Annotated in this window: 13 protein-coding genes; 1 reads left to right on the top strand and 12 read right to left on the bottom strand. The window is 72.9% G+C overall.

The window, feature by feature from the left end; all coding sequences use genetic code 11:
• Window positions 1–43: 43 nt before the first annotated feature.
• From E4P38_RS23005 to E4P38_RS16905, 9 genes are all read right to left on the bottom strand, one after another.
• Window positions 44–187, bottom strand: a complete 144-nt coding sequence (locus E4P38_RS23005; protein ID WP_167760606.1) for a GPGG-motif small membrane protein — start codon at window positions 185–187, stop codon at window positions 44–46.
• Between the two features lie 188 nt (window positions 188–375).
• Window positions 376–798 carry a DUF3151 domain-containing protein gene (locus tag E4P38_RS16940; RefSeq protein WP_135133121.1) on the bottom strand — a complete coding sequence of 141 codons (423 nt, stop codon included), beginning with the start codon at window positions 796–798 and terminating at the stop codon, window positions 376–378.
• Window positions 798–1,829: a class II fructose-bisphosphate aldolase gene (gene fbaA / locus E4P38_RS16935; RefSeq protein WP_135133120.1), complete on the bottom strand. Its 1,032-nt coding sequence runs from the start codon at window positions 1,827–1,829 to the stop codon at window positions 798–800. The genes E4P38_RS16940 and fbaA overlap by 1 nt, the downstream gene beginning before the upstream one ends.
• Window positions 1,830–1,886: 57 nt before the next feature.
• The gene (locus E4P38_RS16930; RefSeq protein WP_209309157.1) at window positions 1,887–2,504 is read right to left on the bottom strand and encodes a pentapeptide repeat-containing protein; all 618 of its coding nucleotides are present in this window, start codon (window positions 2,502–2,504) and stop codon (window positions 1,887–1,889) included.
• Window positions 2,505–2,509: 5 nt separating this feature from the next.
• The gene (locus tag E4P38_RS16925; RefSeq protein ID WP_135133119.1) at window positions 2,510–3,862 is read right to left on the bottom strand and encodes an FAD-dependent oxidoreductase; all 1,353 of its coding nucleotides are present in this window, start codon (window positions 3,860–3,862) and stop codon (window positions 2,510–2,512) included.
• 37 nt (window positions 3,863–3,899) lie between these two features.
• The gene (locus tag E4P38_RS16920; RefSeq protein ID WP_135133118.1) at window positions 3,900–5,336 is read right to left on the bottom strand and encodes an FAD-linked oxidase C-terminal domain-containing protein; all 1,437 of its coding nucleotides are present in this window, start codon (window positions 5,334–5,336) and stop codon (window positions 3,900–3,902) included.
• Between the two features lie 116 nt (window positions 5,337–5,452).
• The gene (pyrE, locus tag E4P38_RS16915; RefSeq protein WP_209309156.1) at window positions 5,453–6,007 is read right to left on the bottom strand and encodes an orotate phosphoribosyltransferase; all 555 of its coding nucleotides are present in this window, start codon (window positions 6,005–6,007) and stop codon (window positions 5,453–5,455) included.
• A 37-nt stretch (window positions 6,008–6,044) separates the two neighbouring features.
• Window positions 6,045–6,704 carry a fasciclin domain-containing protein gene (locus E4P38_RS16910; RefSeq protein ID WP_245161094.1) on the bottom strand — a complete coding sequence of 220 codons (660 nt, stop codon included), beginning with the start codon at window positions 6,702–6,704 and terminating at the stop codon, window positions 6,045–6,047.
• A 91-nt stretch (window positions 6,705–6,795) separates the two neighbouring features.
• Entirely contained in the window at window positions 6,796–8,469 is a 1,674-nt protein-coding gene (locus tag E4P38_RS16905; RefSeq protein WP_209309155.1) for a molybdopterin-dependent oxidoreductase, read from the bottom strand.
• A 113-nt stretch (window positions 8,470–8,582) separates the two neighbouring features.
• Here E4P38_RS16905 and E4P38_RS16900 point away from each other — a divergent pair, with 113 nt between their 5' ends.
• On the top strand, window positions 8,583–9,083 hold the full coding sequence (locus E4P38_RS16900) for a hypothetical protein (RefSeq protein ID WP_135133116.1): 501 nt from the start codon (window positions 8,583–8,585) through the stop codon (window positions 9,081–9,083).
• Between the two features lie 7 nt (window positions 9,084–9,090).
• Here E4P38_RS16900 and E4P38_RS16895 read toward each other — a convergent pair whose 3' ends face one another.
• The 3 genes from E4P38_RS16895 to clpB form a co-directional block, all read right to left on the bottom strand.
• Complete coding sequence (locus E4P38_RS16895; RefSeq protein WP_135133115.1) at window positions 9,091–9,699, bottom strand: hypothetical protein; 609 nt, start codon at window positions 9,697–9,699, stop codon at window positions 9,091–9,093.
• 37 nt (window positions 9,700–9,736) lie between these two features.
• Window positions 9,737–10,183, bottom strand: a complete 447-nt coding sequence (locus tag E4P38_RS16890) for a hypothetical protein (RefSeq protein WP_135133114.1) — start codon at window positions 10,181–10,183, stop codon at window positions 9,737–9,739.
• A gap of 170 nt (window positions 10,184–10,353) precedes the next feature.
• Window positions 10,354–12,948 carry an ATP-dependent chaperone ClpB gene (gene clpB, locus E4P38_RS16885; protein ID WP_135133113.1) on the bottom strand — a complete coding sequence of 865 codons (2,595 nt, stop codon included), beginning with the start codon at window positions 12,946–12,948 and terminating at the stop codon, window positions 10,354–10,356.
• Between the last annotated feature and the right edge of the window lie 71 nt (window positions 12,949–13,019).

Genomic DNA, 13,019 nt, shown 5'->3' with positions numbered 1-13,019 from the left:
GGGGAGCGCACCGCGCGAGCGGTGCGCCGTCCCGGGCGGCCACTCAGTTGAAGACGCTCACGCCTCCCGGGCCGACGAGCAGACCCACGATGATGAGCACGATCCCCCAGAGCATCTGTCCGCGGAAGATCGCGAAGATGCCCGCGATCACCAGGACTACGGCAAGGATCCACAGCAGCGTGACCATGACGGCACTTCCAACCGTGCGGGCGCCCGGACGGCGCCATGCACCGTTGTTAATGATCACCCCGGCGGCGTTCGAAACGAGCACATGTAGATCGGGTGCAGAGAATCCCGCCGACCCCACGGCCGACGGGACTTCCTGCGGCGGATCACAGGCGCCTCCGCACTTCCTGCACCCCACAGGTTTCGATGTCAGGGCGCCAGCGAGGGGTCACAGTCGCGGAGCAGCTGGATGCAGCGTGCCTGCTCGTCGGTCTCGCCGATCGCCTCGGCGGCCTTCGCCAGCTCGGTGACGCACCGGAGGAAGCCCCGGTTGGGCTCGTGCGACCACGGCACCGGACCGAAGCCCTTCCAGCCGTTGCGGCGCAGCGAGTCCAGTCCGCGGTGGTAGCCGGTGCGGGCGTAGGCGTAGCCCTCGATGGTGTCGCTCAGCCCACGCTCGGGACGGTTCAGGGCCTCCTCAGCCAGCGCCGCCCACGCCGCACTGACGGTCGGGTGGTGCGCCGCGACCTCGGCCGGCGGGTTCCCGGCCGCGAGTTCCGCGTCGGCCTCCGGGTTCGGCGGGAGCAGGGTGGCCGGCGGCTCGCCCAGCAGGTTGCCGTGGGAGTGCGTCATCAGCCGGCCGTCGACTGACCGGCCGACAGCAGGTCCTCGCACGCCTCGACGACGCGGGCGGCCATGCCCGTCTCGGCGGCCTTGAGGTAGCTGCGCGGGTCGTAGGCCTTCTTGTTGCCGACCTCGCCGTCGACCTTCAGGACGCCGTCGTAGTTGCCGAACATGTGGCCGGCGACCGGACGGGTGAACGCGTACTGGGTGTCGGTGTCGACGTTCATCTTCACGACGCCATAGGACAGCGCCTCGCGGATCTCCGCCTGCGACGAACCCGAGCCGCCGTGGAACACCAGGTTGAACGGCTTGTCGTCGGTCGTCCCGAGCTCCTTCGCGACGACGTCCTGACCCTGCTTCAGGATCTCCGGGCGCAGCTTGACGTTGCCCGGCTTGTAGACGCCGTGCACGTTCCCGAAGGTCGCGGCGAGCAGGTAGACGCCGCGCTCCCCCAGTCCGAGGGCGCGGGCGGTGGCCACGAAGTCACCCTCGGCGGTGTAGAGCTTCTCGTTGATGTCGTGCGCGACGCCGTCCTCCTCGCCGCCGACGACACCGATCTCGACCTCGAGCACGATCTTGGCCGCCGCGGTCTTCGCCAGCAGCTCCTCGGCGATCTGCAGGTTCTCCTCGAGGTCGATCGCCGAGCCGTCCCACATGTGCGACTGGAACAGCGGCTCCTGACCGGCGTTCACGCGGTCCTGCGACAGCGCGATCAGCGGGCGGACGTAGCTGTCGAGCTTGTCCTTCGGACAGTGGTCGGTGTGCAGCGCGACGTTGACCGGGTACTTCTCGGCGACGACGTGCGCGAACTCCGCCAGCGCGACCGCGCCGGTCACCATGTCCTTGACCTTCGTGCCGGAGGCGAACTCTGCGCCGCCGGTGGAGAACTGGATGATCCCGTCGCTCCCGGCGTCGGCGAATCCGCGCAGCGCGGCATTCACCGTCTCCGAGGAGGTGCAGTTGATCGCCGGGTAGGCGAACCCGCCCTCCTTGGCCCGGCGGATCATGTCGGCGTAGACCTCGGGGGTCGCGATGGGCATGCGGGGCTCCTCGGTTGGAAATCTGCCGTGCTCGTCGTCAGTATCGCGCCGGGGCACTCACGGCGGGGCGTCGGGGCGGACGCGCAGCCCCAGGGTGGTCACCAGCACGACCGCCTGAGTGACGTCGACCTGCGCGCCGGCGAGGTCGACGTTGCGGGGGTCCACCGCCGAGAGGTCCGAACCGCGCAGGTCGGCGCCGCTCAGGTCGGCGTCGTGGAACCAGGAGGCGGAGAGGTCCAGGCCCCGCAGGGTGGCGCCCGAGCCGCGCACACCGGTCAGATCGGCCTCCCGCATCCGGGCGCCGGTGAGCGTGGCCCGCGTCAGGTCGGCCCCCCGGAGTCCGACGAACGACCAGTCGCCCCGCTCGACCGTCATCAGGTCGAAGGTGCACCGGTCGAACATCGAGCCGACGAACTTGCAGTCGGTGAAGGTGGCGTCGAAGAACGAGCAGCCGGTGAAGGTGCAGTTCAGGAACGCGGCGTCGGTGTGCTGCGAGAGGTTGAACCGGCAGTCGCGGAACGTGCACTCGGTGAAGACAGCGCCCTCGTCGGTGGCCTCGGTGAGGTCCACGCCGACGAATCCCACCCGGGTGTGCTCCTGACCGGAGAGATCCTCGCCGTACCAGTCGGCCTGCCGGACCTCGGTCTCGGTGGGGGCCGGCTCCGTGCCTGGCACGCGGGTCAGCCGTGCTCGACGCGGCTCGCCACCCGGGCAGCGACGACGACCGGGTCGTAGGTGGGCGAGAACGGCGGGGCGTAGGACAGGTCGGACCCCGACAGCTCCTCGGCCGTCATCCCCGCCCAGATGGCGGTCGCGAACACGTCGATCCGCTTGCCGCTGCCCGGTCCCCCCACGACCTGGGCGCCGAGCAGCAGCCCCGAGCCCCGCTCGCTGATCAGCTTGACGTGGATGGGGGCGGCGCCCGGGTAGTAGCCGGCCCGCGTCGAGGACTCGATCAGCTCGGTGCGGAAGTCGTAGCCGCCGTCCTCGGCCTGCGTCGTGCACAGCCCGGTCCGGGCCACCTCCAGATCGCCGACCTTGGTCATCGCCGTACCGAGGACGCCGGCGAAGCGCGCGGGGCGGCCGCCGATCACCGCGCCTGCCACCCGCCCCTGCTTGTTCGCGTGCGTGCCGAGCGCGACGTGGATGGCCTCGCCGGTCAGCCGGTGGATGGTCTGGGAGCAGTCGCCGGCGGCGAAGACCTCCGGGTGGGAGCGGCTGCGCTGGGTCTGCCGGACGTCGATGGCGCCCGTTGCCCCGATCTGCAGCCCCGCATCACGCGCCAGCTCCACCTCCGGGCCCATGCCCAGCCCGAGGACGACGAGGTCGGCGGGGTAGCTGCCGGCGTCGGTGCGCACCGCCCGCACCACGCCGTCGGCGTCCACCTCGATCTCGCGGACCGGCTGGCTCGTCTGCACGTCGATGCCCATGTCGCACATGGCGGCACAGACCCGCTCGCCCATGTCGTCGTCCAGCTGGCCCATCGGGAGCGGATCGGCGAGGACGACCGTGACGTGCAGCCCGCGCGTCTGCAGCACCTCGGCCATCTCCAGGCCGATGTAGCCGCCGCCGAGCACGACGGCGCGCTCGGCCCCGGCGGCGATCGCGGCGCGGATGTCGGCGCCGTCGGCCAGCCGGTGCACCCCGTACACGCCGTCGGCGTCCAGACCGGGCACCTTCGGGCGGAGCGGACGGCCACCGGTGGCGACCACGAGGTTGTCGTAGCCGAGCCGCTCACCACCGGCGGCGACGACCTTCCCGGCGGCGAGGTCGATGCCCTCGGCCCGGGTGTCGGTGCGCACGACGATGTCCTTCTCGGCGAACTGCTCCGGGGTGCGGGCGATGAGCCGGTCGCGGTCGGAGACGAGGCCGCCGATCCAGTACGGGATCCCGCAGGCCGAGTAGGACACCTCCGGCCCCTGCTCGAGGACGACGATCTCGAGGTCCTCCGCCGGGCGCAGGCGCCGGGCCTGGGCCGCCGCCGACAACCCCGCCGCGTCCCCACCTATGACGACCAGTCGCTCCCTGCTCATGCGGTCAGGGTCGCACCCGGCACCGACGTCCTGCAGCTCAGGCGCTGCCGACCAGTCCCGTCACCGCCGCCAGGTCCGCGACCTGCACCCGGCGGAACACCTTGCCCGGGTTGAGCAGGCCGGCCGGGTCGAGGGCGTCCTTGATCGCGCGGTGCACGTCGAGGGCCACCGGGCCGATCTCGCGCTCGAGCCAGTCGACCTTGATCGCGCCCACCCCGTGCTCGCCGGTGATCGTCCCGCCGAGGGAGAGTCCGAGCTCGAGGATGTCGTCGAAGGCGGCGTAGGCCCGCGTGCGCTGGTCGTCGTCGGCCGGGTCGAAGCAGATCGTCGGGTGCATGTTGCCGTCGCCGGCGTGGCCGACGACGCCGATGATCAGCTCGCGCTGCACGGCGATGGCGTCGCAGCCGTCGAGGAAGGCGGCGATCCGCGACCGCGGCACCGCGACGTCGTCGATGAGCGTGGAGCCCAGCTGCTCCAGCGCGGGCAGCGCCATCCGGCGGGCGGTGAGCAGCAGGTCGCCCTCGGCCGGGTCGTCGGTCGTGTGCACGAACTCCGCCCCGGCCTCGCGGCACAGGTCGGCGAGGGCGGCGATCTCGGCGGCGGCCGCCTCGCCCCCCGCGTCGGACTGCGCAACGAGCAGCGCCCGCGCGCCGCGGTCGAGGTCGGCCTTCAGCAGGTCGTCGACGGCGCAGATGCAGGTGTTGTCCATGACCTCGAGCAGGCTGGGCACCAGGCCGCTGGTGACCACCCGCTCGACCACCTGGCCGGTCTGCGCCGTCGTCGCGAAGGTCGCGGCCAGGGTGACCGGGCGCTTCGGTGCCGGACGCAGGGCCAGCGTCGCCTCGGTGATGACGCCGAGGGTTCCCTCCGAGCCCACGAACAGCCGGGCCAGGTCGTAGCCGGCGACGCCCTTGACCGTCCGCCGCCCGGTGCGCAGCACGCGACCGTCGGCGAGGACGACCTCCAGGCCCAGGACGTAGTCGGTGGTGACGCCGTACTTGACGCAGCACAGCCCGCCGGAGTTGGTGGAGAGGTTGCCGCCGATCGTGCACCAGTCGTAGCTGGAGGGGTCCGGTGGATAGAACAGCCCGACCCCGGCGACGGCGTCGCGCAGCGCCTTGTTCACCACACCCGGCTGGACGACGGCGAGACGGTCGGCCGGAGCGACCTCCAGGACGGCGTCCATCCGGGTCATCACGAGCGTGATTGCGCCGTCCACGGCGTTGCTGGCCCCGGCCAGCCCCGACCCGGCGCCGCGCGGCACGACCGGCACACCGTGGCGGGACGCCACCTGCATCACCGCGACGACGTCGGCCGTGCTCCGCGGGAGGACGACGGCCGCGGGCATCCCGGCCGGCGCGAGCATGGCCTGGTCACGGGCGTAGGCCGCCGTGACATCGGGATCGAGGAGAACGCTCCCGGTGCCGAGCGCGTCCTGCAGCTCGGTCACCCACGCCGCCGTTGCCGTGGTCACCGCTCAACCGTACGACGTGCTCTGATGATCAGGTCACCTGATCGTTTCGGGTCCTGGCTCAGCATCGGTGGTGAGCCAGGACCCCGAATGATCAGGTCTCCTGATCATTCCCGGGGTCAGGCGAGGCCGAGGTCCGTCAGCTCGTAGGCGGCCCGGTACTCGAAGCCGGCCGCCTCGACCGCCTCCCGGGCGCCGCGGTTCACGATGACCGCCACCCCGATGACCTCCGCGCCGGCCTCCTGCAGCGCCTCAGCCGCCGTGAGGGGGCTGCTGCCGGTGGTGGAGACGTCCTCGACGACGAGCACCGTGCGGCCCTCGACGTCCGGTCCCTCGATCCGGCGCTGCAGCCCGTGCGCCTTGCCGGCCTTGCGGACGACGCACGCGTCCAGCCAGCCCTCGCCGTCGGCGGCCGCGTGCAGCATCGCCGTCGCGACGGGATCGGCGCCCAGGGTGAGCCCCCCGACGACGTCGTAGCGCAGGTCGCCGGTGAGCTGACGCATCACGCGGCCGACCAGCGGCGCGCCCTCGTGGTGCAGCGTCAGCCGGCGCATGTCGATGTACCAGTCGGCCTCCCGCCCCGAGGAGAGCGTGACCTTCCCGTGCACCACGGCCAGGGAGACGATGAGCTCGAGCAGCCGGTCGCGGTCGGGCAGGTGCGCAGGAGCCGTCATGCGCCCGACCCTACTGAGCGCCCGGATCCGGGCGCGGTCAGCCGGCGGGCGTGAGCACCTGGTCGATGACGTAGACGGTGGCGTTCGCCGTCGGCACGTTCCCGCAGATCACCGACGCGTCCGTGCCCGCGATCGTGCCCTCGCCGGGGATGGTGAAGCTCTGGCCGGCCCCCTCGATGGTGACCTCGTCGTTGTTCAGCGTGGTGTGCGTGCCGGCCAACTGTTCGGGGGTCAGGCGGCCCTGGATGACGTGGTGGGTCAGGACGGCGGTCAGCTGGGCGCTGTCGGCCAGGAGCGCCTGCAGCGCGTCGGCCGGGATGGCCTCGAAGGCGGGATTGGCCGGCGCCAGGACCGTGATGTTCTGCTGCGTGTTGAGCGAGTCGCCCAGGTTGGCCGCGGTGACCGCCTGCACCAGCGCCGACAGCGCCGGATTGGCGCTCGCCGCGGCGGCGACCGGGGCTGCTGCCATGCCGGCGAAGCTGCCCGGCCCGTCGGCGGGGACGGCGGCACAGCCTGGGCCGAACGGTCCGGCGGCGGCCGCCGGCGCGGTGCTCTCGGCGGTCTCGCTCGCGGTGGCGGCAGAGCCGGAGGAGGCGCTGCCGTCGGATGGCTCGTCCGAGCCGCAGGCGCTCAGCGTGACGGCGAGGGTGGAGACGGCGGCGACGAGGACGCCGCGGCCGGGAAGTGTGGTCTTCACGTGGTTGGTGCTCCTTGTCCTGTCCGTGGTCCGCATTGTCGCGGACGGGGCGGGCGCAGGCCGCGGAAGCGGTCCCGGCGGGGCGCTGCGGTCAGCGAGCGTCCACCTGAATGGTGTGCCGGCCGCTCGCACCGGCCGGGAACGGGTCGGCCCGCGTGTCGGTCTGGACCTCGCCGTCCGAGCTGGTGGCGCGCACGCTGACGGTATGGCGCCCAGCCGCGAAGTCGTGCCGCAGCACCCACTGGCGCCACAGATCGGCGTCGACCTCGGGTGCGAGCTCGGCGTCGATCCAGTCGCCGTCGTCCACCTGCACCTCGACGCGGGAGATGCCACGGGTCTGCGCCCACGCGACCCCGGCGACGGCCCGCCGCCCGGCGGGAAAGGCGCGCAACGGTGCCGGGGTGTCGATCCGGGCAGCGATCTTGATGGGGCCGTCGGCCGCCCAGCCGCGCTCGACCCAGTACGCGTCGTAGGCCTCGAACGTGGTCGCCTCGATGCGGGTCAGCCACTTGCAGGCCGAGACGTAGCCGTAGAGGCCGGGGATGATCATCCGCACCGGGAAGCCGTGCTCCACGGGTAGCGGCTCGCCGTTCATGCCGATGGCCAGCATCGCGTCCCCGACGTCGAGGGCCGAGCGGGTCGGCGCACCGATCGTCATCCCGTCGACCGACCGGCAGACGAGCTGCGTGCTGCCCGGCCCGACCCCGTTCTCGCGCAGGAACGCCCCGAGGGGGACGCCGATCCAGCGGGCCGTGCCGGCGAGCGTCCCGCCGACCTCGTTGGAGACACAGGTCAGGGTGATGTCGCGCTCGATGAGGTCGGCGCGGCCGTAGAGGTCGGCCAGGGTGAAGCTGCGGGCGGAGTCGAACATCCCGGTGAGCGACAGGCGGTAGTCCGCGGGCCGCACCTGCGGGACGACGATCGCGGTGTCCACGCGGTAGAAGTCGCGGTTCGCACTGAACAGCGGGGTGACGCCGTCGATCGTCTCGGCCAGGTCCGCTCCGGCCGGGAGCGCCGGCGCCCGGGACGCGGGCACCGGGAGCACGAGGTCGTCCCGGGCCTGGGCGACGGCGAAGCGACGCTGCAGGAGCCGCGCGCCGCCCCCGGCGACGGCGGCCGCGCCCAGGGCCACGCCGCTGGTGAGGAAGAAGCCGCGCCGGTCGATCGCCGTGCCCTTGCGGTCGACCGATCCGAGCATGCCGCGCATCCGGTCGATCACCCGCTCGTCGCCGGGCGGGCCGTTCCGGGCAGGTTCGGCCGTGGAGGTGGCCGGCCGCGTGAGCGGGGCGAGGAGCGCGAGCAGCGCGACGGCGCCGGCGGCGGCACCGGCGACCGAGGGCAGCGCGGCGAGGGGTCCGCCTTCGGGCCGGGTGAGGGCGGCGACCGCGCCGATCCCCCCGAACAGGGCGATCCCGAGCACCCCGAGGCGGGGGCTGCGCAGGCCGAGCAGCCCGACGGCCAGGGCGTAGAGCGCGATCACCATCAGGGTCCCGGCGACCAGGGCGACCTTGTCGTTCGCGCCGAAGGTGGAGATGGCGAACTGCTTCAGCCATTCCGGCGTCAGGGTGATGGCGGCGTCCCCGACCGCGACGACGGGCGAGGACGCCGGGCCGACGACGCCCGCGACCAGTTCGGCCGCCCCGAGCGCCACGGCGGCGGCGAGCAGGCCCGCCAGCGCCCCGAGCGCACGCCGCGAGCCCCGGCCACCGCCCTGCCCAGGAGCCGCACCCGGGACGGGAGCGGGAGCCTGCACGGAGATGGTCACGCCCTAGCTTCGCCCCTCGGCCCCGATCCGGATGGCCGGCAGGCTGCGCAGTCGTGGTGCGCGGCCGACCGCGTCCCGTCGGCGGCCTCGGGTCGGTCTGTCAGGCTTGCGGCGTGCCGACCCCACTCCAGCCCGCCGCGTCCGAGCCCGCCAAGGGCAACGATCCTGCTGCAGGCGACGCGCCGTCCGTGATGCCCGTGTCCGTGCGGGTCGCCGCGATCACCATGGGCGTCCTCGCCGCGCTGCTCCTCGTGAACGCGGGACTGCTCTGGTACGGCTTCGGGGTCACCGTCGACCGCATTGTGAGCGAGGGCGACGGCGTCACCGAGGCGGAGGCCCGCCGGTTCGTGCTGCTCGCCCTGATCCCCTACCTGGGGATCGGCCTGATCCTCGCGCTGGCCGCGTGGTTCCTGCCGCGCCGTCAGCCCTGGGCGCGCTGGATCGGGCTGGCCGCGAGCTTCGTGCTCGCGCTCCTCACCCTCTTCTCCATGCTCGCCGCCGGGGGCATCACCGTCTCGTCCCTGCTGCTGTTCGTGCTCTCGGCGGCCGCCGTGACGAGCCTGCTGTCCCGCACGACCGGGACGTGGGTGCCCCGGCTGCGCAGCCGCGCCTGAGGCCGCCTCAGCCCTGGCCGGTCGCCCGCTGCCAGCTGCGGAACCGGTACCACTCGTTCGACGGCTTCATCGCGAGCAGCAGCACCCCGGCGGCGGTGAACAGCAGCCCGAACGCCCCCATCGACGTGGTGAAGCCCGTCTGTCCGCTGCTGCCGGCGAGTCCGATCAGGCCGAACGTCAGGGACAGGCCGCCGAGCACCCAGAGGACGATCCGCGCCCACTGGTGCCCCTTCCACGCGAACCAGAGGAAGAGCACCTCCAGCGCCACGAAGACGAGCCCGACGACGATGCCGATCATCAGCGAGGTGCGGATGAGGTCCTCCGTCACGTCCGGGGTGTCGGAGGAGGCTGCCATCGCCCGGGCGACGAAGGCGTCGAAGTCGGCGAACGTCACCGCCGAGGAGATCAACCCGACGAGCAGGCTGGCGACGAACGCACCGATGCCCGCTCGCACGGTGGTCGGCCGTTCCATCGACTGCGGCCCCCCGTAGCCGGTCGGCGCCGAGGGCGCCGGCGCGTAACCCGGGTACTGCGGGCCGGGAGGCGGGGGTGCGTTCCAGCCCTGCGGCGGGCCGTACGGGCCCCCCGGCTGGTTCTCGCCCTGTCCTGACGTCATCTGCGATGCCCTTCGACGATCTCCGGTACTGCGGCGATCATGAACCACGGCCGCGGCCCTCACCAGCGTCGGCACGCGTGTCGTCGCCCGACCGTGTCACGGCAGGCGGCGACGGGGAGAGCCACCGTGCCCGGCTGTCGGGGTGGGCGAGCAGGACGAGCGTCAGCACGGCGAGGGCCAGGCCGCTGCAGCTCGCCCACGTGGGACCGCCGACCACGAGCTGCGTGGCCGACAGGACGGCGCCGGCACCGCTGGCGCACACCCAGGCCGGCCAGGACCAGGGCTCGTCCCGCCGCCAGGCCGCGGTCATCCAGCCGGCCAGTGCGGCCAGCGCCGCGGGGACCACGGCCGCGACGAGGCCCACCACGAAGCCGGACAGCACCGTCCATCCGGCGAGGAGGACCAGCAGCGTCGTCTGGAGCATGCCCAGCCGGTGGACCCAGTGCTCGGCGTCGACCCGGCGCCAGCGGGAACCCAGGGACATCGGCTGCCTCCTCGTGACCGACGGCGACAGCGGGGACTTCCGCCCGACGTCCGTCCGCGGCGCGCAGCCGCCCGGGCACGGCAGGACGGTTTGCGCCCGGGCTGCTGGCGCCGTCCACAGGGGGTGGTGGGCCTCCGGCCACCACACCGGCGACCCGATGCCTGCGGGTATCAGCCGCGGGCGACCGACAATCCACCCTCGCCCGCACCGGTGAAGTCCTCCGGTGCGTCGACGACGACCTCGTCGCCGTCCCGGATGTCGCCGGCGAGCAGCGCCTTGGCGAGCTGGTCGCCGATCGCCGACTGCACCAGCCGGCGCAGCGGACGGGCGCCGTACACGGGGTCGAACCCGTTGAGCGCCAGCCACTCCCGGGCGGCGTCGGTGACCGTCAGGGTGAGCCGGCGCGCCGCCAGGCGACGGGCCAGGACGCCGACCTGGATGTCGACGATGCCGGTGAGCTCCCCGCTGCCCAGGGCGCGGAACACCACGATGTCGTCGAGCCGGTTGAGGAACTCCGGCTTGAAGTGCGTCCGGACCACCTCGAGGACCGCCTCGCGGCGTCGCTCCTCCGGCACCGACTGGTCGGCGATCAGCTGCGAGCCGAGGTTCGACGTCAGGATCAGGATCGTGTTCCGGAAGTCGACCGTGCGGCCCTGCCCGTCGGTCAGCCGGCCGTCGTCCAGCACCTGCAGCAGGACGTCGAAGACGTCGGGGTGCGCCTTCTCGACCTCGTCGAGCAGCACGACGGTGTACGGACGACGGCGCACCGCCTCCGTCAACTGCCCGCCCGCCTCGTAGCCGACGTAGCCGGGGGGAGCCCCGACCAGCCGGGCCACGGAGTGCTTCTCGGAGTACTCGCTCATGTCGATGCGGACCATCGCCCGCTCGTCGTCGAACAGGAACTCCGCCAGCGCCTTGGCCAACTCGGTCTTGCCGACACCGGTCGGGCCCAGGAACAGGAACGATCCCGTGGGACGGTCGGGGTCGGACACCCCGGAACGCGCCCGGCGGACGGCGTCGGACACGGCGCGGACCGCGTCCGGCTGGCCGACCACGCGGCGGCCCAGCCCGTCCTCCATGCGGAGCAGCTTCTGCGTCTCGCCCTCGAGCAGTCGGCCGGCGGGGATGCCCGTCCAGGCCTGGACGACCTCGGCGATGTCGTCGGGGCCGACCTCCTCCTTGAGCATCGACTCCCCCGTCTGCACCGACTCCTCGGCGGACGTCAGGGCCTTCTCCAGCTCGGGCAGCCGGCCGTAGCGCAGCTCTGCGGCCCGGGCGAGGTCGCCGTCCCGCTCGGCGCGCTCGGCGTCGAGCCGGACGTGCTCGAGCTCCTCCTTGATCCGCTGGATCCGCTCGATGGCGGTCTTGTCCTGCTGCCAGCGGAAGGTCAGCTCGGCCAGCTCCTGGCGCCGGTTGGCGAGGTCCTCACGGAGCGCGGCCAGCCGCTGCAGGGAGGACTCGTCGTCCTCCTTGGTCAGCGCCATCTCCTCGATCTCGAGCCGGCGGACGGCGCGCTCGACCTCGTCGACCTCGACGGGCCGGCTGTCGATCTCCATGCGCAGCCGGCTGGCCGCCTCGTCGACGAGGTCGATCGCCTTGTCCGGCAGGAAGCGGGCCGTGACGTAGCGGTCGGACAGGGTCGCGGCGGCGACGACGGCGGTGTCGGTGATCCGGACGCCGTGGTGGACCTCGTAGCGCTCCTTGAGCCCGCGCAGGATGCCGATCGTGTCCTCGACCGAGGGCTCGCCGACGAAGACCTGCTGGAAGCGGCGCTCCAGGGCCGGGTCCTTCTCGATGTGCTCGCGGAACTCGTCGAGCGTCGTCGCCCCGACCATGCGCAGCTCGCCGCGGGCCAGCATCGGCTTGATCATGTTGCCGGCGTCCATGGCGGAGTCGCCGGTCGCGCCGGCGCCGACGATCGTGTGCAGCTCGTCGATGAAGGTGACGACCTGCCCCTCGGAATCGGAGATCTCCTGGAGGACGGCCTTCAGTCGCTCCTCGAACTCGCCGCGATACTTGGCCCCGGCCACCATGGAGGCCAGGTCCAGCGCCATGAGGCGCTTTCCCTTCAGGCTCTCCGGGACGTCGCCGGCGACCATCCGCTGGGCCAGGCCCTCGACGATCGCCGTCTTGCCGACACCGGGCTCACCGATCAGTACCGGGTTGTTCTTGGTGCGCCGGGACAGCACCTGGACGACGCGGCGGATCTCGTTGTCGCGACCGATGACCGGGTCGATCTTGCCGTCCCGCGCCCGCTGGGTGAGGTCGACGGCGTACTTCTCCAGCGCCTGGAAGGTGCCCTCGGGATCCGGCGTGGTGACCTTGCGGTTGCCGCGGACGGTGCGGAAGGCGGCCAGCAGGGTGTCGCGGGTGGCGCCGGAGCCGACCAGCACGCTCCCGGCCTCGCCCTCGGACCCGGCCAGCCCGACCAGCAGGTGCTCGGTCGAGACGTACTCGTCGCCGAGGGCGCTGGCCTGCTCCCCGGCTGCGTTGATGACGCGCAGCAGCTCACGGGACGGCGAGGGGGCCGACACCGTCGCGCCGCTCACGCTGGGCATGCGCCGCAGCGCGGCCTCGGCCTTGGCGCGCACGTCGGCCGGGTCGGCGCCGACCGCCTTCAGCAGCGGGCCGGCGATGCCGTCGGTCTGCTCGAGCAGCGCGGACAGCAGGTGCAGCGGTTCCAGCGACGCCTGGCCGCGGTCGACGGCGAGCCGCTGAGCGGCGGCGATGGCTTCCTGGGAACGGGTGGTGAGCTTGCTCTCCATGGTCGGGGGCGCGCGTCCTCTCGGCTGTCGGGCGACCGGGACTGCCGGCCGCGTGTCGTCGCTGGGTGCAA

This window comes from Blastococcus sp. CT_GayMR16 (assembly GCF_004570875.1).
Classification (GTDB): Bacteria; Actinomycetota; Actinomycetes; order Mycobacteriales; family Geodermatophilaceae; genus Blastococcus_B.
Note: the sequence above shows the minus strand (reverse complement) of the source record. Positions and strands in the feature narration are given on the sequence as shown.